This is a genomic window from Sphingopyxis sp. Soil_C_28, assembly GCF_057657055.1.
Map to the genome: position 1 here is coordinate 69,775 of NZ_JBDGJE010000003.1, position 19,993 is coordinate 89,767.

Consider the following 19,993-nt stretch of genomic DNA (forward strand, 5'->3'; position numbering starts at 1 on the left):
GCTGCCTTACTGATCATCGTCACCCCGGACTTGATCCGGGGCCTGCCTTGCCTTTTCGGTGTTCGCCAGAAGGCAGGCGGGTCCCGGGTCAAGCCCGGGATGACGAACAGGGAACGTCCGCTCCCCATCCCAAAACGGTCATCCGTCACCACCGAACCACCAATTATCAGGGCAACCGCATCCCCAGCACCGCCGACAGCTCGGCCAGCGCCTGCTCGCCGCTCGTCACCTTGATCGCATGCATCCCAAGCTGAGCGGCCGGTTTGCAGTTGATGCCAAGATCGTCGAGATAGATGCACTCGCCGGGTTCGACGCCGAGTTTCTCGCACATCATCTCATAAATCCGCGGATCGGGCTTGCGCACACCCGCCTTGCTCGACTCGATGACATGCTCGAACCGCGCCATGATCTTCGCGACCTCGTTCGCTGCTTCTTCGCTGCGCGTCATGCCCGCCCCTTTGATCCCCATCTTGCCGCCGGGAACATTATTCGTGATGCAGCCGATGCGCAGCCCATTGGCCTTCAACGTGTCGAGCGCCGCCACCATCGCCGGGCGCACCGCCCCCGCGATGACCGCGAGCACGGCTTCGCCCTCCAGCTCATGCCCCAGCGCCCGCGCTTCGTCGGCGAACAAAGTGTCAAAGGTCGCGGCGTCGATCTCGGCGCGCTCGAATTTCGCCCAGGCATTGCCGTCGGGATCGGCGCTGTTGACCCGGCGCACGAAATCGCGCGGCAGCCCGCGTTCTTCCTCGAGGCGATTGAAGGCTTCAAACGGCGACGCCGTGATGACGCCGCCGAAGTCGAATATAACCGTCGAGTAAGTCATGCGGGAGAAAACAACCTTATTTCTTGGCGGGGGTGGCGACGCGATTTCCCGACCAGCTTGCATCGCCGATGGTGAGGTCGAGCCGGTCGGGCGACCGCACCGTGTCGAGGAGAAAGACATAGGGGCCGCTCGCCGCAAGGATCGCGTCCATCGCCTTTTCGAGCGGGATGGTGACGGTCGGGATGCGCGGATAGTCCGACTTGATCTCGATCTTGTTCGGTCCCGTGCGGGTCACGGTGATCGTGACATCGTTCCGCGACGATCCGCGCGCGTCCGAGGCGACATTGCCCGTGTAGGTGCCCGCGACGCGGTCGGCGAGGTCGGCCTTGTGCGCGGGCGCGGCTTTGGGCGTTTCGGCAAGCGCCGCTGCTGCCGGAAGCAGGAGCGCAAGCGAGGTGGCGACAATAAGGGTACGAAGCATGGTTGGTCCTTTCGTCCGGCGGCGGTGAAAGGGATTGCTCCGTGCGACCCTCATGGAACGACAACGATCCCCGTTCTGGGGTCGGCCTGTCCCGAGAGCATCTCCCGATAAGCGGCGAGCGCCGCGTCGCCGCCGCTGCGCTTATCGACCGATGCCAGCCGCGGTGCAACGTCCATGAACGCCAGCCACGCCTCGGCGATCTTCTGCCCGAACGCCGCACCGCCCCAGTCGGCAATGCGCTTCTGGCTGCGGCCCGGCGCGAAAAAGCCCTGCCGCTCGGGGCCCGGCAGCCCCTCGACATCGGCCTGCGCATCCCAGTGCGACTTGCCGACGATGATCGACGCCTGCAGCTGATTACCGAAATGGCTGTGCACGACGCGGGTCACCGCGCCATTGCCCGCCATGTCGACGAGCGCGGCGGGGGTGGTCGCGTTCAGCGTCATGATCTGGTCGTAGCTGATCACACGGTCGTAGATGCCCTGCGCCGCGAGCGCCTCGACATTGGCCGCACTCGTGAGCCCTATCGTTTCGGGGCGGTCGGCGCGCTGTTTAAGCGCGAAGCCGAGCCCGATCGCGGTCTTGCTCGACGCGCTCGCGATCAAAATCTGCTGGACGCCATAATCGCCCTCATCCTCGAACTGGTCGGCGATCAGCCAGCCGGTGAGGAAAAGGGGACGGAACACCGGCCAATAATCATGGTCGGCGGCGCGATAGTCGGGCAGCGCCTCGATCCGCTGATAATTGTTATAGATGGGGGGCAGGGTGGTGCGCCGCGGCGTCACATCGGTGAAGCCGCCAGGACCCGCCTTGCCGACGCTCAGCACCGCCTCGCTCGCCATCGGATAATAGCCGTAGAAGCGGTCGCCGACCGCCACCCCCTCGGCCGCACTTTCGGTGACGGTCGCAAAACCCCAGACGGGCAGGCGGCCCGGGGTGTCGCGCTCGGCGAAGAAATCCCAATAACCCTGATCGTTACCGAACAGCCCGGCGGGCTTGCCGAACACGGCATAAGTGATGTTGTTGGCGGTCATCGCATAGCTGTCGAGGTGAACGCGAACCTGTCCCTGTGCGAGCGGAGCGCTCTCTTGGGCAGTCAATGTGGCTTGCGTGATATCGTCGCGATCGATGTCGATCGCCCAGCTCGTTGAACTCATTCCGGACCCCTCCGATTGTCTTGCCCGCGATTGCGGGATGACCGATAGTCATACAGATGGGAACGTTCCTGACAATCGCGGTCGGACGCATCGGCAAGGCATCCGGTCCCTGTCGCGGCGCAGATCAGCCCACCGTCGTCCCCAGCAGCGACCCGATCGCGATCGTCACGGCCATCGCCATCGCACCCCAGAAGGTGACCCGAACGACGGGGCGCAGCATCGGCGCATTGCCTGCGCGCGCGCCGAGTGCTCCGAGGATCGCGAGAAAGACCAGTGACGCTGCCGACACCGTCCACGGCAGCGATGTGCCCTGATCGATCAGCGCCGTCGCAAGCGGCAACGCTGCGCCTGCGGTAAAACTCGCCGCCGAAGCCGCCGCCGCTTGAATCGGCCGCGCCGCCATCGCGTCGGTCATGCCCAGTTCGTCGCGCAGATGCGTATCGAGCGCATCATGTTCGGTCAGCTGCACCGCGACCTGCTCGGCGAGCGCGCGGTCGAGCCCGCGCTCCTGATAGATTAAAGTCAGCTCCTCGAGTTCGAATTCGGGGTCGGCAGCAAGATGCCGCTTCTCCAGCTCGACGTCCGATTTTTCGGCGTCGCTCTGCGAACTCACCGAAACATATTCGCCCGCCGCCATCGACATCGCGCCGGCGACAAGTCCCGCGGTACCGGTCACAAGGATCGACGATTGGCTCGCACCCGCCGCCGCAACGCCCGCAATCAGGCTCGCGGTCGATACGATCCCGTCATTGGCGCCAAGAATCGCGGCGCGCAGCCAGCCGATCCGTGTGACGGCGTGGGTTTCCTCGTGCATCTCGCTCCTTCAATATTGCAGTTGCAGTCCCGGGCGCGCCCAGCGTGTCTTCACCAGCCGCCCGGTCCCTGACAGGGTCAGATAGGCATCCTGGCGGTCGGAGCCACCAAAAGCGATATTGGTTGTGAAGATATCGTCGGTCGCGACAAATTCGACCAGCTCGCCTTGCGGCGATACCACGCTGATCCCGCACTCGCCGATCGTCGCGATGCAGATATTGCCGTTCGCCTCCATCGCGAGGCTGTCGAAGAATTTATAGCCTGCGGGGCGATAGAGCGGGATCCCCGGGCCGCCCGGCCCTGCGGCGTCGTCGACCTTGCCCGGCGCGATGATATTGAACTTCATCAGGCGGCATGTGTAGGTTTCGGCCGCGTAAAGCGTGTTGCCGTCGGGTGAGAGGCCGACGCCGTTCGGATTGTTCGACGGGAAGATCACTTCTTCGATAAAACTGCCGTCGGCCTTCGCGTAGAAAATCCCGACGATATCGTGGCAGCGCTTCGCATAATCGACCTTGCCATGGTCGGTGAACCAGAAGCCGCCGTGGCTGTCGAACATGATGTCGTTCGGCCCGCGCAGCACGACGCCATGATCGCCCGTTTTGTACAGGACTTCGACTTCGCCGGTCTCGATATCGATCCGCTCGATCCGCCCACCCGAATAATCGTCGGCGATGCCGTGCGGCGCGAGATAGCCGTTCGATTCGACATAGTTGAACCCGCCGTTGTTGCAGCAATAGAGCTTGCCATCGGGGCCGATCGCCAGCCCGTTCGGACCGCCTCCGGGGGTCGCGATGACCTCCTTCCGGCCACCGGGCCAGCAGCGCGTGATGCGCTTCGCCTCGATCTCGACGACGATGACGCTGCCGTCGTCCATCACCACCGGCGCCTCTGGAAAGCGCAATCCGTCGGCGATCAGTTCAAACCCGGCCATCCTTGTCTCCCTTGCGTGCGCGCACTTGCTGTGCTTTGCGGCCATCATGCCCGTTCGCACGCTCTTCGCCACCAATTTTTACGAGGCCGATATCGGCACGCCCGACCTGCTCGAAGAGCTGGAGGAAAGCAGCCGCCTGTTCGCCGAAGAGGATGGCGCGGGCCGGCGCTGGAGCCGCGAGCATGGCTATAAAGGCTATACCAGCTACGCGAGCCTGAACGACCTGCCCGAACGCGATCCGGCATTCGATGACCTCAAGCGCCTGCTCGACAAGGAAGTCAAAGCCTTCGCCAAGGCATGCCACTTCGACCTCGCCAAACCGCTGAAGCTCGACTCTATGTGGGTCAATGTCCTGAAACCCGGCGGCACGCACAGCGGCCATATCCACCCCCACAGCATCGTGTCGGGAACCTTTTACGTCGCCGTCCCGCCGGGATCGGGCGCGCTCAAGCTCGAAGATCCGCGGCTCGCAATGTTGATGGCGGCGCCGGGCCGCACCGACGAGGCACCCGAACATCTGCTGCCCTTCATCTATGCCAAGCCCGCCGCCGGCCGCGTCTTCCTGTGGGAGAGCTGGCTGCGCCACGAGGTGATGCCACATTCGGGCAAGGGCGAGCGGATCAGCATCAGCTTTAACTATCGCTAAGCCACCCTATATCGCCGCCATCCCCCATTTCCTTGGCAAAGGACCATCCATGACCGCGACCTACGACGCCGACCTCCAGCTCTTCATCAACGGCGCCTGGCGGAGCGGTGAGGGGCGCGAAGGGCGGCCGGTTTATAATCCCGCGACCGCAGGCACGATCGCCGAACTGCCGGTGGCGACTGCCGCCGATCTCGACGAAGCGCTCGCCGCGGCAGAACGCGGCTGGCCGGTGTGGCGCGCCAAGACTCCCGACGAACGCGCGGCGCTGATGCACAAGGCGGCAGGGATCATCCGCGAGCGTGTCGAGCATATCGCAACGCTGCTGACGCTCGAACAGGGCAAGCCGATTGCCGAGGCGCGCGGCGAAGTTCTGTCGGCTGCGGGGCTGTTCGACTATTTCGCCGAGCAGGGCAAACGCATCGAAGGCCGCGTGCTCCAGCGCCCCGCGGGCCAGCGCGCGATGGTCACCAAACATCCGGTCGGCCCGGTCGCGGGGTTCAGCCCGTGGAACTTCCCGGTCAATCTGATGGTCAAGAAAATCGCCCCCGCGCTCGCCGCGGGCTGCGTCGTGATCGCGAAAGCGCCCGAGGAAACCCCCGGCTGCACCAGCGCGATCATGCGCTGCATCGCCGATGCGGGTATCCCCGGCGATGTTGTGCAACTCGTCTATGGCGACCCCGACATGATCAGCCGGCATCTGCTTGCGAGCCCCGTTATCCGCAAGGTCAGCTTCACCGGCTCGACCGCGGTCGGCAAACATCTGATGAAGCTCGCCGCCGACGGGGTGAAGCGGATCACGATGGAGCTCGGCGGCCATGCGCCGGTCCTGATTTTCGACGATTGCGACCTCGAAGCGACGCTGGACAAGGTCGTGTGGCAGAAATTCCGCAATGCCGGACAGGTGTGCATTTCGCCGACGCGCTTCTATGTGCAGCAGGGCATCTACGACGCCTTTGTGAAGGGCTTTGCCGAGCGGACCGCGAAGGTGAAGATCGGCAGCGGGTTTGACGGCGACACCCAGATGGGCCCGCTCGCCAATGCGCGCCGCATCCCCGCGCTGGAAGCGCTGGTCGCCGACGCCAAGGCGAAGGGCGCGCGCGTCATCGCGGGCGGCGAGGCGACCGGCGACGGCTATTTTTTCCAGCCGACCGCGATCGCCGACGTGCCGATCGAGGCTGACGCGATGAACAACGAGCCGTTCGGGCCGATGGCGCTGATCCGGCCGTTCGGCACCGAGGAAGAGGCATTGGAGCAGGCGAACCGGCTACCCTACGGCCTCGCCGCCTTCGCGTTCACCGAAAACGGCCGCCGCATCAACCGCATCGTCGACACGATCGAAAGCGGTATGGTCGGCGTCAACAGCTTTATGATCTCGACGCTCGACACGCCGTTCGGCGGAATCAAGGAATCGGGTTTCGGCAGCGAAAGCGGACCCGAGGGGCTGGATGGCTATCTGGTGACCAAGGCGGTGCATATCTACTGAGGCCGCCGCCCACCGAGGGGCAATAAATAGGGACAGTCCCTATTTATTGCAGAGCGCCGTCAATCCCGCTCCAGCGCCACGAAATCTCGCGCCATCGGCGCGAGATGCGCGCCGCCGTCGACGAAGATCGTCTGCCCGGTCACCGCCTCGGCACGGGCGAGATACGCAACCGCATCGGCGATCTGGCCCGGTACGGGGAGCAGCCCCAGCGGCATAAGCTTTGCCAGCCGCTCGACCTGCGCCGCCGAATAATCGTCGGTCGCCATCGTCAGTCCCGGCGCCACGGCATTGACCCGCGCCCGGCTCCCGAAGGCGACCGCCAGCGTCGCGGTCGCCCGCCACAGCGCGGATTTCGACAGGCTGTAGGCGATCTGGTCGGGCACCGGATGCACCACACGCTGATCGACGATATTGACGATCGCAGGGCGCGTGCCTTCGCTCGCCGCGACGAGCGCCTTCGCCAGCATCACCGGCGCGGACAAATTGACCTGCATCATCTCGGCGAGCGCCGCGGCCGACAGGTCGGTCCACTCGCCCTCGGCGAAAAGTGCGGCGTTGTTCACGAGCAGATCGGGTGCGCGACCGAATTTTTCGATCACGGCGGGGATCAAGGCATCGACCGCCGCCGGATCGGCGAGGTCGGCGGCGAAGCGATGGCTGACCGCACCGGTCTCGGTGAGCGCTTCGGCGAGCACCGGGTCGGCGTCGCCCGGGCTGCGCTTGTGGATCGCCAGCGCATAGCCTTCGCGCGCCAGCCGCGCCGAAATCGCGGCGCCGACGCGGTGGAGCCCACCCGTCACCAACGCCAGCTTCTGTGTCATTTGCGCGCCCGCCGCATCGTGATGCCGATCGCTTCGCCTTCTTCGGCGATCGCGAGCTTGACGATCTTCACCTCGACCTCGTCGATCTTCTCATCCTGCAGGAACAAAGTGTCGATGATATGGTCGGCAACGCTCTCGATCAGCACGAAATGCACATCCTTCGGGATGCCCTCGGTCGCCGCGAATTTCAGGTGCATGTAATTTTTCGATGCGCTCAGCGGCGTCACCGGATCATAATGATCGGCCATCGCCAGCTTCGCGCGGACCGAGATGCGCAGCGGCTGCGGCAGATGGGTTTCTTCGGAATAAATGCCGGTCAGCACCTGAGCGGTCAGCCCGTCCACTTCCAGCCACAAACTATCGGTCACGCGATCATCCTGCAGGCGGGCGCGACATTCGGCTTTGCATCGCCGGGCCCGCACCCCTAAAGCGCCGCCGCATTAGCGAAAGGGTAAGCATTGGTCGAGTTACTTCCATTGTCGAATGTCGAGCCGCAGTCGGTCGAGGATCTGCTCGACGCGGCTTTCGGAACGGATCGCTTTGGACGAACCGCCTATCGCATTCGTGAAGGCATGGATGCGGTGGGTGCGCTCAGCTTCGCGCTTGTCGATGGCGGCGCGCTGCTCGCCACGATTCAGTGCTGGCCGGTCGCGCATCTTGCCGCCGACGGCACGGCAACGCCGCTCGTGATGGTCGGCCCCGTCGCGGTGCGCCCCGATATCCAGCGCGGCGGGCACGGCCGCACGCTGATGGCGCATATGCTGGGCGCCGCCGAAACACAGGCCGATAGCGCGTTGATGATGATCGGTGACCCCGAATATTACGGCCGCTTCTTTGGTTTCGACGCCGACGCGACGGGCGAATGGGATTTGCCCGGGCCGTTCGAGAAACGCCGCCTCCTCGCCCGGGCGGTGAACGGGCACAGTCTGCCGACCGGCGCGGGGATGATCGGGCCGAGGTAGACGGCCCCGAAAAATGCTGTCCTACATTATCCGGGCCGCATAGCCTTGCGGGATGAACCCGGGTTTCCACCTGCAACAGCGATTTGCGAATGAAGTTGCGCAGTTTTCCGCCCTTTCGCGGGATTCGCTCGCACGCCCCCCTCGTCATCCCGGACTCGATCCGGGATTCATTCCCGATGGCCGAAAATTTGCATGTCAAAAGCGCAGCGCGAGTGAAGTTACGCAGTTTTCTGCCGCTTTTCTCGGCACGTCGCTCCCCGCCTTCGCGAGGATGACGTCTTTACTTGAGCACCCACCTTCCTATGTCAGACGGATGGTTACCCCCGCGCCCTCGCTTCCCAAGGACTTCGCACAGCTTTCGCTGGCCGAGGCGGCAGAACTGCTCGCAGCGCGCAAGCTGCCGCCGGTCGAGCAATGGCATCCCGAGCGGACCGGTGACAGCTTTATGGAAATCCGCACCGACGGCAGCTGGTATCACGAGGGCGGGCGGATCAACCGGCCCGCGATGGTCAGGCTGTTTTCCACGATCCTGCGCCGCGAGTCCGACGGGAGCCATGTTCTCGTTACACCCGCCGAGAAATTGAGCCTCGTCGTCGAGGACACAGCCTTCCGCGCCGTAGAGATGAAGGCCGAAGGTGAGGGAGAGGCGCGTAAGCTCGTGTTCCGCCTCGATACCGACGACCTCGTCATGGCGGGTGCGGATCATCCGCTCAGCTTTGGCAACGATGCCGACAACCCGGACCCGCGCCTGCATGTGCGCGGCGTGATCGGCAATGGCCTTGAGGCCCGAATCGACCGCGCGCTCTATTATGAGATCGTCGAAATGGCGCTCGTCGAGAGTGCCGACACGCCCGCGATCTGGTCGAACGGTGCGCGCTTTCCACTGGTCGACGCCTGATGCTGTCCAAAAAACTGCGCACCGCGCTCGATAATCTTCTTCCCGACGCCGGTGAGGACGAGGCCTATCTGGGGACGCCGACGCTGCGCGATGCCGCGGTTCTGATCGCCTTTACCGACCGGCCCGATCCGGGCGTGATCCTGACCCAGCGCCCGCAATGGCTGCGCAGCCACGCGGGGCAGGTCGCGTTTCCGGGGGGCAAGATCGATCCGGGCGACCGCGACGCGGTCGATGCGGCATTGCGCGAAGCCGAAGAAGAAATCGGCCTCAGTCGTCACGACGTCACCGTCGCGGGCGCGACCGAACCCTATCGTTCGGGCAGCGGCTATATCATCACCCCGGTATTGGGCGTCATTCCGCCCGACCTGCCGCTCGACCCCAATCCCGAAGAGGTCGAGGACTGGTTCGAGGTGCCGCTCGACACCTTGTTCGATCCCGGCAATTACCAGCGCCAGCATGCGAATTGGCAGGGGCATGATCGCCATTTTTATGACATGGACTGGCAAGGGCGACGGATCTGGGGCGTGACGGCGGGTATTATCATCAATCTGGCGCGGCGTTTGCCGGCGGGATGGCATCGGTGACGGGGCTCCCCGTCGCCGAATGGCGTGACCGGCCGGGGCTGCGACGGATCGTCGCGGCGCTGTCGGCCGATGGCGGCGCGGTCAAGGTCGTCGGCGGCGCGGTACGCGACACATTGCTCGGCCTCGCCGCCACAGACATCGATCTGGCGACCCCGCTGCTTCCAGAGGAGGTGACCCGGCGACTTGAGACGGCCGGCATAAAGGTGATTCCGACCGGCATCGCGCATGGGACGGTGACGGCGATCGCCAGCGGCGACCATCACGAGATCACGACGCTGCGCCGTGACCTCGAAACCGACGGGCGCCGGGCCACGATCGCGTTCGCCGACGACTGGCGCGACGATGCGGCGCGGCGCGATTTCACGATCAACGCGCTGTACGCCGATCTCGACACCGGCACGATCGACGACTGGTTTGGCGGTCTCGCCGATCTGAAGGCGGGACGCGTCGCCTTTATCGGCGATGCCGCAACGCGCATTGCCGAGGATCATTTGCGCATCCTGCGTTTCTATCGCTTTGCGGCGCGTTTCGGACGCGGCGAGCTTGATGCCGTCAGCCATGTCGCGGTCGTCACGGCGCGGCAGTCGCTCAAAAGCCTCTCGCGCGAACGGATTGCGGACGAACTGCTCAAGATATTGTCGCTACCGGACCCGCGTAAGATCGTCGGGCAGATGGCGTCCGACGGCATGTTCGAGGTGCTGCTGCCCGAACTCGATCCAGCCTTCGTGGCGACGCTCGACCGGCTGGTGACCAATGAGGAAGCCGCGGCAGTCGCGGTCGCTCCGCTGCGCCGCCTCTCGGCGCTGCTTCCCGCCGACGCAGCTACGGCTGAACAGGTCGCGAGCCGCCTGCGCCTGTCGACGCGGCAGCGAAAATATCTCGCCGCACTCGGCGGATGCCGCGCCGACTATGCGCGACCGGCGCGGCAACTGGCGCATGCGATCGGGGTCGATGGCGCGCGCGACGTGCATCTGCTCACGGGCGATGCCGCTTCGGCATGCGCGGCGGTCGAAGCCCTGTCGGGCTGGACCGTCCCCGAAATGCCGATCAAGGGCGGCGATATTGTCGCGCGCGGGATTGCGGTCGGCCCCGACGTCGCCCGCATCCTGAAAGCGGTCGAAGCCGAATGGGTGGCGGAAGATTTTCCGGATGCCGCGCGCGTCGCGCAGCTTGTCGATCAGAAGATTGGTCGCACCAGCGACTGACGCCAGTAATCGAGCGCCGCGGCGCTATCCATCGGCCGCGCGAACAGGAAGCCCTGCCCGAAATCGCATCCGAGCGCCGAGAGCAGCCGTGCCTGATCGGCGGTCTCGACGCCCTCCGCCGTCGAGCGCATCCCCAACACTTCGGCGAGGCTCTGGATCGTGCGGACGATCGCCACCTTGTCGCGGTCGTCGACCATATGCTCGACGAAACTGCGGTCGATCTTGAGTACGTCGATCGGCAGGCGCTGCAGATAGGCGAGATTGGAATAGCCGGTGCCGAAATCGTCCATCGCGATGCGCGTATCGAGCGCCTTCAACTCGCTGAGCACCGACAGCGCCAGGTCGGGGTCGCCAATGATGGCGCTTTCGGTCAGCTCGATCATCAGCCGTTCGCCGCCGATCTTGTGTGTTTCGAGCGCCTGGCGGACAACCGCCGCGACATCGTCGCGCACCAGCTGGATGGCCGATACATTGACCGAGAAATAGGCATCGACGATGTTGCCGCCATTCTGACGGTCCCAGTCGGCGAGCACCGCAGCCGCCTTGCCGATCGCCCATTGGCCGAGCGGGACGATCAGTCCCGAATCTTCGGCAATCGGGATGAATTCGTTGGGAGAGACCGACGTGCCGCGGCTGTTGTCCCAGCGCGCGAGCGCTTCGAACCCGGCGACACGGCCGCTCGACAATTCGATCAGCGGTTGAAAAGCCAGGTGGAGCCGGTCTTCCTCGATCGCGTTGCGCAGCTCGGTTTCAAGCCCGAAACGATTGTCCGACAGCATTGCCGCTTCGGGTTCGTAGATTTCGATGCGGTCGGTTTGCTTCGCACGCTTCAGTGCGATCTGCGCGTGACGGATCTGATCGGCGACATCTGTGTCAGCTGCGGGTTGGATCGCGCAGCCGAGCGCGCAGTCGACGCTCACCTTCAGCTCGCCGATGCGGAAGGGGTGATCGAAGCAGCCGCGGATGCGCCGCGCCATTTCGCGCACATCGGCGCGGCCGCCTGCGACGCGCGAGGATATGGCAAATTCGTCGCCGCCAGTGCGCGCCAATATGTCGCCGCTGCGCAGGCTCGATTTCAGGCGGCGCGCGACGGTGATGATCAGCTCGTCGCCCGCCATCGGTCCGATATGTTCGTTGATGCGGCTGAACCGTGCGAGGTCGAGCAACAGGATCGCATGGTCGGCGCCGGCGCCTTCGAGGCGCGGGCGCTGTTCGACCAGCTCCTCAAACCCGGCGCGGTTGGGCAGGCCGGTCAGGCTGTCGGACACAAGCTCGCGGCGCAAATTGCGCTCGGTCATCATTTCCTGCGTCCGGTCGATCAGCGTCAACAGAAAGAGCCCGTCGTCGCCCGATTCCGTGGGCAAGGGGCCAATCGAGCCACGCAGGTCGCGCGCCGCGATGCCTTCGCCCAGCTGGCACGAGAATTCCTGCGATTCTTCCGGGAATTGCGATGCGCGTTCGATGGCGCGCAGCAATGCGATCGGCGCGTCGGCCCCGACGGGGGAGAGTCTCAATCGGTCGAACGCGGCGTTGCTGGCGTGGAGCCGAAAATTGCCGCGCGCCATCGGTCTGATCAGCGCGGCCGGAACGGGCAACGCGTCGATCCAGCCGACGAACAACAAGGGCCGGTCTTCGCCGGTTCTATCGATAGGCATAACAGAGGGTTTTGTGCGACCTTTCCCCATTGCCCCATGCCTAGGTGACGGGAAGTAAATAAGGGATTTACGGCTACATCGAAATACGATTAGCCGAAGCGATTGTTCCTTGGGAAACCGGTTGGCGGCATCCGGCCTGCAGCGCCGCGGGCGACGCGCCAGGGGGCAAGGTCGGTTTCGGTCCGCGTCCTGCCGGTGTCGCCGCCCATCGCCCAGCTCAAGCCGTCGGCAAAGGCAAAGCTGACCGCGTCGGACAGGCCGCCGTCGCGATAGCGTTGCAGCATCACGCCCTGGCCGCGCGCCATCACCGGCACTTCGGCGACCGGGAAGACCACGAGCTTGCGATTTTCGCCGACCACGGCGACGCTGTCGTCGCTCGTCAGGATCGGTCGGACGATGGCAAGCGAGGCCTTGGGCTTCAGATTGACGACGTTGCGGCCCTTGCGCGTCTCTGCAACCACGTCAGCCATCTGGGCGACGAAGCCATGGCCGCTGGTCGACGCCAGCAGAAGGCGGCCTTCGGCGCTCGCCGGGATCATCGCGACGATCCGCGCATCGGGATCGATGTCGACCATCAGGCGCAGCGGCTCGCCGAACCCGCGTCCGCCGGGCAGCTTGTCGGCGCCGACGGTGAAGAAGCGCCCATCACTGGCCGCGATAAGCAGCTTTTCGGTGGTTTGAGCATGCGCGGCGAACAGCAGTTCGTCGCCTTCCTTGAACTTGAACTCGGCCCATTGATCGGCCGCGACATGGCCGCGCTGGGCACGGATCCAGCCGCGTTTGGACAGGATCACCGTCACCGGCTCCTTCTCAATCATCGCGTCGAGCGGAATGTCGCGCGCCGGCGCGGCTTCGGCAATTGTCGTGCGGCGCGCGCCGAGCAAGGTCTCAAGGCCATAGACCGCGCGCAGCTTTTCGAGGTCCTTGCGCAGCCGCGTCTTCTGGCGCGCCGGGCTTTCGACCAGCTTGACCAGCTCCTCGCGCTCGGCGGTCAGGTCGGCTTGTTCGCGCTTCAACTCCATTTCCTCGAGCTTGCGCAAGGACCGCAGGCGCATGTTGAGGATCGCTTCGGCTTGCCGGTCGGTCAGGATGAATTCGGCGATCATCACGGGCTTCGGCTCATCCTCGGTACGGATGATCTCGATGATCCGGTCGAGGTTGAGAAAAGCGATGATATAGCCTGCGACGAGTTCGAGCCGGTCGTCGATCTTCGCGATCCGGTGCTGCGCCCGGCGGACGAGGACGACGATCTGGTGCTGCAGCCATTCGCTGAGCAGCTGGTGCAGCCCCATCACCTTCGGCGTACGCGTCGCATCGAGGACGTTCAAATTGAGCGCGAAGCGGTTTTCGAGGTCGGTCAGCCGATAGAGGCTTTCCTTGAGGATGTCGGGGTCGACGTTGCGGCTCTTGGGTTCGATGACGATGCGCAGGTCCTCGGCGCTTTCGTCGCGAACATCCTCGAGGATCGGCAGTTTCTTGTCGGCGATCAGCTGGGCGATCTGCTCGATCAGCTTGCCCTTGGCGACGCCGTACGGGATTTCGCTGATGACGAGTTGCCAGGTGCCGCCCGACTGCTTCTCGATCCCGCTGTCTTCCCAGCTGCCATCATCCAGCCTGCCGGTCGAAAAACGTGCGCGGAGGCGGAATCCGCCGCGGCCGGTCTCGTAAGCGTGGGCAATCGTTTCGGCGCTGTCGACAACAATGCCGCCGGTCGCGAAATCGGGGCCTTTGACATGCTCGAGCAGTTCGGACAGTTCGGCCTGCGGATTCTCGATCAGCACCAGCGCCGCTCCGATCACCTCGGCGGCGTTGTGCGAAGGAATGTTCGTCGCCATGCCCACCGCGATCCCGCTCGCGCCATTGGCGAGCAGGTTCGGGAACAGTCCCGGCATGATTTCGGGCTCTTCATCTTCGCCATTATAGGTCGGGCGGAAATCGACCGTGCCCTCGTCGAGCCCCTGCATCAGGTCGACGGCAACGCGCGTCAGCCGCGCTTCGGTGTAACGATAGGCCGCGGCGTTATCGCCGTCGATATTGCCGAAATTGCCCTGGCCGTCGACGAGCGGATAGCGGAGCGAGAAATCCTGCGCGAGGCGGACCATCGCGTCATACACCGCGACATCGCCATGCGGGTGGAATTTACCGATGACGTCGCCGACGACGCGCGCCGATTTCTTGTAGCCTTGGCTCGGGTCGAGCCGCATCGCGCGCATCGCCCACAGCAGGCGGCGGTGAACAGGCTTCAGACCGTCGCGAAGGTCGGGCAGCGACCGCGCGGTGATCGTCGACAGCGCATAGACGAGATAGCGCTCGGACAGCGCGCTGCCGAACGGGGTATCGGTCATGCCGGGAACGGGTTCTGGATTGTCGGGATCGTCGGTGGTGCTGGCCATTGTCCCGAGCCGATAGCAAGGCTGGTGCGCCAAGGCAAAGGCGAAGCGCGCTTGCCCTGTCGGCAGGACGATCAGAGCCCCTTAAAGCGACAAAAGATACGCATGTGCGCTTCGAAACTGTCTCCTTTGTCGCTTTAGTGCGGCTGGGAGGCGTGCCTCTTCAATGGGTTGGGGGCGGACAAATCAAAGAGCGAAATGGAACGCTGCCACAGCGCAATAATGTAGGAAAGAGCCGATTAGCGAGATGATGTCCTTCGCTTCCCTTTGCATGGCGGCTTGCTTTGGAGGCGCGCGACACTAGCTTGGAGTTTCCATCGGGAGGGACGGTATCTTGAGCGAAACCACGGACGCCGTTCGGAAGAGCATCTGGTCGCGGGCAAAGACCATGGCGCTGCAGGCGCCGCCCGAGCGCAATCGCTATGTCGATTTTCTCCGCGCGTTGTCGATCCTCGCGGTCGTCGTCGGCCATTGGCTGGTCGCCGCACCCTATATGAAGGACGGCGCGGTCGAGGGCGGACATCTGCTCGGCATATTGCCGTGGACGCAATGGCTGACCTGGGGGTTCCAGGTTATGCCGCTGTTCTTCCTCGTCGGCGGTTTCTCGAACGGCATCTCGTGGGCCGCGACGCAGCGCAAGGGCGGCAGCTATGAAAGCTGGTACAGCGGGCGGCTGCAGCGGCTGATCAATCCGGTGCTGCCGCTATTCCTGATCTGGACGCTCGTTGCGCTGTTCGGCACGTTGATGGGGATCGAGCGCGGCGTCGTCGCTATGGCAGCGCAGCTCGCGCTGATCCCGGTTTGGTTTTTGTCGGTCTATCTGATGGTTGCAGCGGTCGTGCCGCTGACGTGGAAGGCGTGGAAGCGTTTCGGCTTCGCGTCCTTCTGGATGCTCGTTGCGGGCGCGGCCCTGATCGACGTCGCAGCGCTGCGCTTCGACGTGCCTTATGTGAATTTTCTCAACTTCGCCTTCGTGTGGCTCGCGATCCACCAGCTCGGCTTTGCATGGAGCGAAGGGCGGCTGGCGCCGCGCAGCGCGCTTTTGTGGGGAATCGGCGGGCTGGTCGCGCTCGGCCTGCTCGTTGGCCTCGGACCTTATCCGGTCGCGATGATCGGGGTGCCGGGGAGCGGCCTCAGCAATTCGATGCCGCCGACGCTTGCGCTGCTCGCGCTCGGGGTCGCGCAGGCGGGATTCGCGCTCGCGCTGGAACCCGCGGGGCGGCGGATGCTCGACAATATCCGCATCTGGACCAGCGTCGTGCTTGTCAACGGCATGATCATGACGATCTACCTGTGGCACCTCACTGCCTTCGTTCTTGTGATGATCGCGGCGTGGCTGCTCGGCGGGATCGGGCTCGACGTGGCGCCGGGCAGCGCGGCGTGGTGGCTCGCGCGACCAATCTGGTTTGTGCTCTATATCGCCGCGCTCTTTCCGCTGATCATGGCCTTTGCGCGCTACGAGCGCGCGAGTGGCAGTGACAAGGAAGTGCCGCACTGGCGACTGATTGTCGGGCTGCTGCTGATCTGCGCTGGCCTCGGCGCCACTGCAGCGATCAGCATCGCAAGCCCGCTGGGCGTGACCGGCGTGCGGTTATGGCTTGTTGCACTGCCCTTTGTCGGTGCGGCGGTTGCGCAGTTCGGGCCGGTGCATCGGTTGACGCAGTCGCGTGCCTGACCGGCGGTTTTGGGGTGGGGAGCTGAATGTCTGGTTGTGGCTTACCGAGGCTTAAAGCTTTCCCTAAAATCTGCGTAGTCGACAGCCGAATCAAATTTATAAAGATCCGGATATAAGCCAGTACAGTCGAAATTCGTTTTACTGCCAATAGAATTATAGCTTGCAAAAAAGTCTACAAACTGCACCGCCAGCTTTTTATTCTTTATAAGATATATATCGTTTCTTATGATTTTTCCAGAGACGGATTTCCTCGTACTTTCGAGATTATTGCCAAACCTATATTCAAATCCTTCAACAAATTCGGGGATAGCCATTTTAGTATCCGGGAACTCTTTTTTTCTTTTTAAGTATGATTGACTGGCGCCGCCGACATACTCCGTCCAAAGGCTTCGGTCGTGAACCACGATTTTACCGTGCATCCTGCACATTTTCTCGTGGTCTCGGATTAGGTTGCCGGTCAAATCGCATCCCAAGAGTGAAAATATTACGGCAACGCCGGTAACGGTTTTGAGTATCAATGGGTTCATACGAGACGTTTGAACGAACGACCGGTTTCCGGCAAGGTCGAGTTCCAGCGCAGCGGCCGGGAATGGTCGATTGCCGTCACCGTCACCCGCTTATTTCCGCGACGCGGCGCTCTGGTCGCGGATCGCCTTGAATTCGCTGCCGTCTTTCCAGCCCGGCCATCTGGCCGAGCGCGCGAGTTCGTCGCCGATCGTGTAGAAGACCGAAATGTCCTGCACCGCGCCGGCGAGGTTCCAGCTTTCGTCCCACGCGTCGCACGCCTGATGATAGCATTTGCCGGTATAGGCATCGACCCATGCCTGCCCCGCGGGCTTGCCGCCTTCGGCGAGGTCCGAGGCGCCCGCGATGCCCATCATGAGGAGGACGGGGACGCCGCGCTTGGCGAGGCTGAAATGATCGGCGCGGTAGAAGAGGCCGCGTTCGGGGAGGCTTTCGACGCTGACCGTGCGGCCTTGCGCCCCGGCAACGCGCGCCAGATCGTCTTCGAGACTGCCCTGTCCCTTGCCGACGAGGATGACGTCTTTTGCCTTGCCGGCGGTTTGGAGGATGTCGAGGCCGAGGTTCGCGACGGTTTTCTCGACCGGGAAGATCGGGTTCGCGGCATAGGCTTCGGAGCCGAGCAGCCCGCGTTCTTCGGCGGTCCAGAAGGCAAAGGCGATGGTGCGGTCGGGCGCCGGGGCGGCCTTGAAATTGCGGGCGATTTCGAACAGGCCGGCGACGCCGAGCGCGTCGTCATTGGCGCCGGCGCGGTAGATGCGGCCCGCCTCGTCGGGCGCGCCTTCGCCATAGGCGTCCCAATGTGCGCCGTACATCACGACCTCGTCGGGGCGTTTGGTGCCGGGGATTTTCGCAAGGACATTCTGGCTCTTCACGACCGCCTGCGTCACCGGGACCGCGGCATTGAAGCTGGTCCCGAGGTCGACGGGTTTGAAATCCTTGCGGCGCGCGGCGATGCGGAGCTTGGCGAGATCCTGTCCCGCGCCCGCAAAAAGGCTCGTCGCGGTTTCGCCCGAGATCCAGCCCTGGAGCGCGAGGCTCGTCACTTTTTCGGGGGGCATGACGAGACCGTAATTTTCGCCGCCCGGTGCCTTGATGACGTTCCAGCCGTAGCCGACGCCGTCGGTGTCGTGGACGATCAGCGCGGCGATCGCACCGCGGCGCGAGGCTTCCTCGAACTTGTAGGTCCAGCGGCCATAATAGGTCATCGTCCGGCCGCCGAACTTGCCGAAGCTGTCCTCGCCCTTGGCGGCGATGAAATCGGGGTCGTTGATCAGGAAGACCGCGACCTTGCCCTTGAGGTCCTGCCCCTTGAAATCGTCCCAGCCGCGTTCGGGAGCGGTGACGCCATAGCCGACGAAGACGAGCGGGGCGTTCCGGACGACCGCCTGATCCCTGGGCTGGAGGGTCGAGAGATAGATGTCGGTGCCGACGGTCAGCGGCGTGGTGCTGTCTTTGCGGTCGAAGCCGAGCGTCGTCGGGGTGCCGAGGCGCGTGTGGAGCAACGGCACGGGCTGGGTCCAGCCGCCGTCGGTGCCGGCGGGTTCGAGGCCGAGCGCCTGAAGCCGGCCGATCAGATAACCGATCGTGCGTTCCTCACCCACCGTACCCGGCGCGCGGCCCTGAAACTGGTCGGAGGCGAGCGTGCGCACGGTCTCGGTGAGGTTCGCGGCGTCGATGCCGGCGGAGGGCGCGGGCGCCGCCGAAGATTGCGCGGCGGCGGGGACGGCGATGGCGGTGAGCAGCAGGGCGGAGGAGAGGCGCAAGGACATAATGAATCGGTTCCGCTGTTTCGAGGGAGACCCTGCCCTAGCATGGTCATGCGCTTTGTGAACCGGCGTGGCGGTGACGCGAACGGCCAAGTGCATTAGGAGCGGGCCGTGATTCGGGTTATTTCTTCCCCGCTTTGGCGATCCTTTGTCGCGGTCGGCGCGCTCGCGCTGGCGGCGTGCGGTCCGAAGCCGCCGCTGCGCGTGATGGCGTGCGATGCCGCGCCCGCCGCGCCGGTGGTGCTGGCCGGCGATGGCCAGTCGGCGACCGCGACCTTGTCGGTCCTGACCTATAATCTGGAGGGGCTTGGCTGGCCGGCGCGCAAAGGGCGCGCGCGCGAGTTGAAAGAGATTGGCGAACGGCTGGCGGCGATGCGCGAAGCGGGGACGGGGCCCGACGTCATACTGTTCCAGGAAATGTTCAGCGGCGCGGCGAAACGCGCGGTCGCCGCGAGCGGCTATCCCGCCATCGCGCCGGGTCCGCAGCGGACAACCCCGCCGATGATCGCCGACCATGACAAGATCGCGGGCAAGGCCAAGCCGTTGAAGGGCGAGCTGGGCATCAAGCTGGTCGGCGGCGGGCTGGCGATCGCGTCGCGCTATCCGATCGTTCAGACCGCGCTCGACGCGTATGGGCGGCGCGCCTGCGCAGGGCTCGACTGCCTGTCGAACAAGGGGGTGATGCTGGCGCGGATCGCGATGCCGGGGGTGCCCGCGCCGATCGACATTTATAACACGCATATGAATTCGCGCGGGGCGTCGGGGGTGTCCGAGGTCCGCGACCGCGAGGCGCATGCGCGGCAGGCGCTGGCGGCATCGGATTTCATCGCGCGGACACAGGATATGGCGGTGCCGCTGATTTTCGGGGGCGATTTCAATATGCGCCATTCGGAGGACCGCTGGGCGGGATTTTCCGAATATCATCCGCTGACGTTGGTGCACGAAGTGTGCGTCGACCCGGCGTCGGGGTGCGAGGTGAAGCTGTCGTGGGATGGCGACGCGCCGTGGATGGATACGCAGGATTTGCAGTTTTTTGCCGACGGCGAAAAGCTGACGGTGCGGCCGGTCCGCGTCGAGGCGCTGTTCGACGGCGGCGCGAGCGGGCCGCAGCTGTCGGACCATGATGGTTTCCTGGTGACCTATGAATTGCGCTGGCCGGTGGGGATGGCGGTGAAGCCGGGTTGTTGATTTGAGCGCAAGAAACGGGGCGTGCCTGCCGGGACGGGATGGCATGGACC

General features: G+C 64.4%; 19 protein-coding genes. 8 read left to right on the forward strand and 11 right to left on the reverse strand.

Going from position 1 to position 19,993, the window contains the following annotated elements:
* Positions 1–166 precede the first annotated feature (166 nt).
* The 5 genes from AC3A43_RS13775 to AC3A43_RS13795 form a co-directional block, all read right to left on the reverse strand.
* A complete protein-coding gene (locus tag AC3A43_RS13775) occupies positions 167–826 on the reverse strand; it encodes an HAD-IA family hydrolase (protein ID WP_487793124.1) in 660 nt (219 codons plus the stop codon).
* Positions 827–842: 16 nt separating this feature from the next.
* Positions 843–1,247 (reverse strand): hypothetical protein, encoded by a 405-nt coding sequence (locus tag AC3A43_RS13780; protein ID WP_487793125.1) that lies wholly within the window; start codon positions 1,245–1,247, stop codon positions 843–845.
* A 50-nt stretch (positions 1,248–1,297) separates the two neighbouring features.
* Positions 1,298–2,401: a DUF2855 family protein gene (locus AC3A43_RS13785; protein WP_487793126.1), complete on the reverse strand. Its 1,104-nt coding sequence runs from the start codon at positions 2,399–2,401 to the stop codon at positions 1,298–1,300.
* Positions 2,402–2,525: 124 nt separating this feature from the next.
* A complete protein-coding gene (locus AC3A43_RS13790) occupies positions 2,526–3,215 on the reverse strand; it encodes a VIT1/CCC1 transporter family protein (RefSeq protein ID WP_487793127.1) in 690 nt (229 codons plus the stop codon).
* 9 nt (positions 3,216–3,224) lie between these two features.
* Positions 3,225–4,145 (reverse strand): SMP-30/gluconolactonase/LRE family protein, encoded by a 921-nt coding sequence (locus tag AC3A43_RS13795; protein WP_487793128.1) that lies wholly within the window; start codon positions 4,143–4,145, stop codon positions 3,225–3,227.
* A gap of 46 nt (positions 4,146–4,191) precedes the next feature.
* Between AC3A43_RS13795 and AC3A43_RS13800 the strand changes: the two genes are divergently transcribed.
* Together AC3A43_RS13800 and AC3A43_RS13805 are read left to right on the forward strand one after the other, a co-directional pair.
* Complete coding sequence (locus tag AC3A43_RS13800) at positions 4,192–4,791, forward strand: TIGR02466 family protein (protein WP_487793129.1); 600 nt, start codon at positions 4,192–4,194, stop codon at positions 4,789–4,791.
* A 49-nt stretch (positions 4,792–4,840) separates the two neighbouring features.
* Positions 4,841–6,274: an NAD-dependent succinate-semialdehyde dehydrogenase gene (locus AC3A43_RS13805; protein ID WP_487793130.1), complete on the forward strand. Its 1,434-nt coding sequence runs from the start codon at positions 4,841–4,843 to the stop codon at positions 6,272–6,274.
* Positions 6,275–6,333: 59 nt separating this feature from the next.
* Here the strand turns inward: AC3A43_RS13805 and AC3A43_RS13810 are convergent, their stop codons facing one another.
* Positions 6,334–7,095 carry an SDR family oxidoreductase gene (locus AC3A43_RS13810; protein ID WP_487793131.1) on the reverse strand — a complete coding sequence of 254 codons (762 nt, stop codon included), beginning with the start codon at positions 7,093–7,095 and terminating at the stop codon, positions 6,334–6,336.
* Positions 7,092–7,463: a dihydroneopterin aldolase gene (locus AC3A43_RS13815; protein WP_487793132.1), complete on the reverse strand. Its 372-nt coding sequence runs from the start codon at positions 7,461–7,463 to the stop codon at positions 7,092–7,094. The genes AC3A43_RS13810 and AC3A43_RS13815 overlap by 4 nt, the downstream gene beginning before the upstream one ends.
* A 90-nt stretch (positions 7,464–7,553) precedes the next feature.
* On the opposite strand from AC3A43_RS13815, the gene AC3A43_RS13820 reads away from it, so the two are divergent.
* The 4 genes from AC3A43_RS13820 (at position 7,554) to AC3A43_RS13835 (ending at position 10,744) form a co-directional block, all read left to right on the forward strand.
* The gene (locus AC3A43_RS13820; RefSeq protein WP_487793133.1) at positions 7,554–8,057 is read left to right on the forward strand and encodes a GNAT family N-acetyltransferase; all 504 of its coding nucleotides are present in this window, start codon (positions 7,554–7,556) and stop codon (positions 8,055–8,057) included.
* A gap of 313 nt (positions 8,058–8,370) precedes the next feature.
* Positions 8,371–8,955 (forward strand): DUF1285 domain-containing protein, encoded by a 585-nt coding sequence (locus tag AC3A43_RS13825; protein WP_487793134.1) that lies wholly within the window; start codon positions 8,371–8,373, stop codon positions 8,953–8,955.
* Entirely contained in the window at positions 8,955–9,539 is a 585-nt protein-coding gene (locus AC3A43_RS13830; protein WP_487793135.1) for a CoA pyrophosphatase, read from the forward strand. The genes AC3A43_RS13825 and AC3A43_RS13830 overlap by 1 nt, the downstream gene beginning before the upstream one ends.
* Positions 9,527–10,744 (forward strand): CCA tRNA nucleotidyltransferase, encoded by a 1,218-nt coding sequence (locus tag AC3A43_RS13835; protein ID WP_487793136.1) that lies wholly within the window; start codon positions 9,527–9,529, stop codon positions 10,742–10,744. Before AC3A43_RS13830 ends, AC3A43_RS13835 begins: the two co-directional genes overlap by 13 nt.
* Here the strand turns inward: AC3A43_RS13835 and AC3A43_RS13840 are convergent.
* Both AC3A43_RS13840 and parC read right to left on the reverse strand, forming a co-directional pair.
* Positions 10,717–12,399 (reverse strand): putative bifunctional diguanylate cyclase/phosphodiesterase, encoded by a 1,683-nt coding sequence (locus AC3A43_RS13840; RefSeq protein WP_487793137.1) that lies wholly within the window; start codon positions 12,397–12,399, stop codon positions 10,717–10,719. The genes AC3A43_RS13835 and AC3A43_RS13840 overlap by 28 nt on opposite strands.
* 89 nt (positions 12,400–12,488) lie before the next feature.
* On the reverse strand, positions 12,489–14,792 hold the full coding sequence (gene parC / locus AC3A43_RS13845) for a DNA topoisomerase IV subunit A (protein WP_487793138.1): 2,304 nt from the start codon (positions 14,790–14,792) through the stop codon (positions 12,489–12,491).
* A gap of 331 nt (positions 14,793–15,123) precedes the next feature.
* Here parC and AC3A43_RS13850 point away from each other — a divergent pair, with 331 nt between their 5' ends.
* On the forward strand, positions 15,124–16,464 hold the full coding sequence (locus AC3A43_RS13850; protein ID WP_487793139.1) for an acyltransferase family protein: 1,341 nt from the start codon (positions 15,124–15,126) through the stop codon (positions 16,462–16,464).
* Positions 16,465–16,505: 41 nt separating this feature from the next.
* Here AC3A43_RS13850 and AC3A43_RS13855 read toward each other — a convergent pair whose 3' ends face one another.
* Positions 16,506–16,883: a hypothetical protein gene (locus tag AC3A43_RS13855; protein ID WP_487793140.1), complete on the reverse strand. Its 378-nt coding sequence runs from the start codon at positions 16,881–16,883 to the stop codon at positions 16,506–16,508.
* A 198-nt stretch (positions 16,884–17,081) separates the two neighbouring features.
* Complete coding sequence (locus tag AC3A43_RS13860) at positions 17,082–18,758, reverse strand: M20/M25/M40 family metallo-hydrolase (RefSeq protein ID WP_487793141.1); 1,677 nt, start codon at positions 18,756–18,758, stop codon at positions 17,082–17,084.
* 108 nt (positions 18,759–18,866) lie between these two features.
* Between AC3A43_RS13860 and AC3A43_RS13865 the strand changes: the two genes are divergently transcribed.
* Entirely contained in the window at positions 18,867–19,943 is a 1,077-nt protein-coding gene (locus AC3A43_RS13865; protein WP_487793142.1) for an endonuclease/exonuclease/phosphatase family protein, read from the forward strand.
* Positions 19,944–19,993: the final 50 nt, after the last annotated feature.

What these genes read in the sequence shown, in the direction of transcription:
- AC3A43_RS13830 (WP_487793135.1), top strand. Translation starts at nt 8,955, where the DNA reads ATGCTGTCCAAAAAACTGCGCACCGCGCTCGATAATCTTCTTCCCGAC.
- AC3A43_RS13780 (WP_487793125.1), bottom strand. Translation starts at nt 1,247, where the DNA reads ATGCTTCGTACCCTTATTGTCGCCACCTCGCTTGCGCTCCTGCTTCCG.
- AC3A43_RS13790 (WP_487793127.1), bottom strand. Translation starts at nt 3,215, where the DNA reads ATGCACGAGGAAACCCACGCCGTCACACGGATCGGCTGGCTGCGCGCC.
- AC3A43_RS13800 (WP_487793129.1), top strand. Translation starts at nt 4,192, where the DNA reads ATGCCCGTTCGCACGCTCTTCGCCACCAATTTTTACGAGGCCGATATC.
- AC3A43_RS13860 (WP_487793141.1), bottom strand. Translation starts at nt 18,758, where the DNA reads ATGTCCTTGCGCCTCTCCTCCGCCCTGCTGCTCACCGCCATCGCCGTC.
- AC3A43_RS13810 (WP_487793131.1), bottom strand. Translation starts at nt 7,095, where the DNA reads ATGACACAGAAGCTGGCGTTGGTGACGGGTGGGCTCCACCGCGTCGGC.
- AC3A43_RS13840 (WP_487793137.1), bottom strand. Translation starts at nt 12,399, where the DNA reads ATGCCTATCGATAGAACCGGCGAAGACCGGCCCTTGTTGTTCGTCGGC.
- AC3A43_RS13855 (WP_487793140.1), bottom strand. Translation starts at nt 16,883, where the DNA reads ATGCACGGTAAAATCGTGGTTCACGACCGAAGCCTTTGGACGGAGTAT.
- AC3A43_RS13785 (WP_487793126.1), bottom strand. Translation starts at nt 2,401, where the DNA reads ATGAGTTCAACGAGCTGGGCGATCGACATCGATCGCGACGATATCACG.
- parC (WP_487793138.1), bottom strand. Translation starts at nt 14,792, where the DNA reads ATGGCCAGCACCACCGACGATCCCGACAATCCAGAACCCGTTCCCGGC.
- AC3A43_RS13775 (WP_487793124.1), bottom strand. Translation starts at nt 826, where the DNA reads ATGACTTACTCGACGGTTATATTCGACTTCGGCGGCGTCATCACGGCG.
- AC3A43_RS13795 (WP_487793128.1), bottom strand. Translation starts at nt 4,145, where the DNA reads ATGGCCGGGTTTGAACTGATCGCCGACGGATTGCGCTTTCCAGAGGCG.
- AC3A43_RS13805 (WP_487793130.1), top strand. Translation starts at nt 4,841, where the DNA reads ATGACCGCGACCTACGACGCCGACCTCCAGCTCTTCATCAACGGCGCC.
- AC3A43_RS13825 (WP_487793134.1), top strand. Translation starts at nt 8,371, where the DNA reads ATGGTTACCCCCGCGCCCTCGCTTCCCAAGGACTTCGCACAGCTTTCG.
- AC3A43_RS13835 (WP_487793136.1), top strand. Translation starts at nt 9,527, where the DNA reads ATGGCATCGGTGACGGGGCTCCCCGTCGCCGAATGGCGTGACCGGCCG.